The sequence below is a fragment of the Colwellia sp. BRX9-1 genome (assembly GCF_014077195.1).
Taxonomy (GTDB): domain Bacteria; phylum Pseudomonadota; class Gammaproteobacteria; order Enterobacterales; family Alteromonadaceae; genus Colwellia_A.
In genome coordinates this window covers 1-284 of record NZ_JACGVM010000095.1, presented here as the reverse complement: position 1 = coordinate 284, position 284 = coordinate 1, and the positions used below count along the sequence as shown (strand labels likewise).

Annotated in this window: 1 protein-coding gene; it reads left to right on the top strand. The window is 42.6% G+C overall.

All coding sequences use genetic code 11. The features are described 5' to 3' along the window. Positions 1–12: 12 nt before the first annotated feature. A partial coding sequence (locus H4J76_RS19615; protein WP_310733745.1) for a cadherin-like domain-containing protein occupies positions 13–284 on the top strand: 272 nt, incomplete at its 3' end.

Sequence of the window (284 nt, the reverse complement as noted above, 5' to 3'; positions counted from 1 at the left end):
GCAGACGGTCCAATGACCGTCACCAGCTTTACTGTTGATGGTAATACATATAGTGCAGGTGACACCGTTACCCTCACCGAAGGTGAGTTAACTTTAAATGCAGATGGTAGTTATACTTTTACACCGAATGATAACTTCAACGGTGCTGTGCCTGTAATTACTTACATTGTTACTGACAGTGCAGGTGACACTCAGAGTTCTACCCTAACAATTTCAGTAACTCCAGTGTCAGATTTAAGTGATGATAGTGAAACTGTCACGATAGCTGAAGATACAACCGCCAC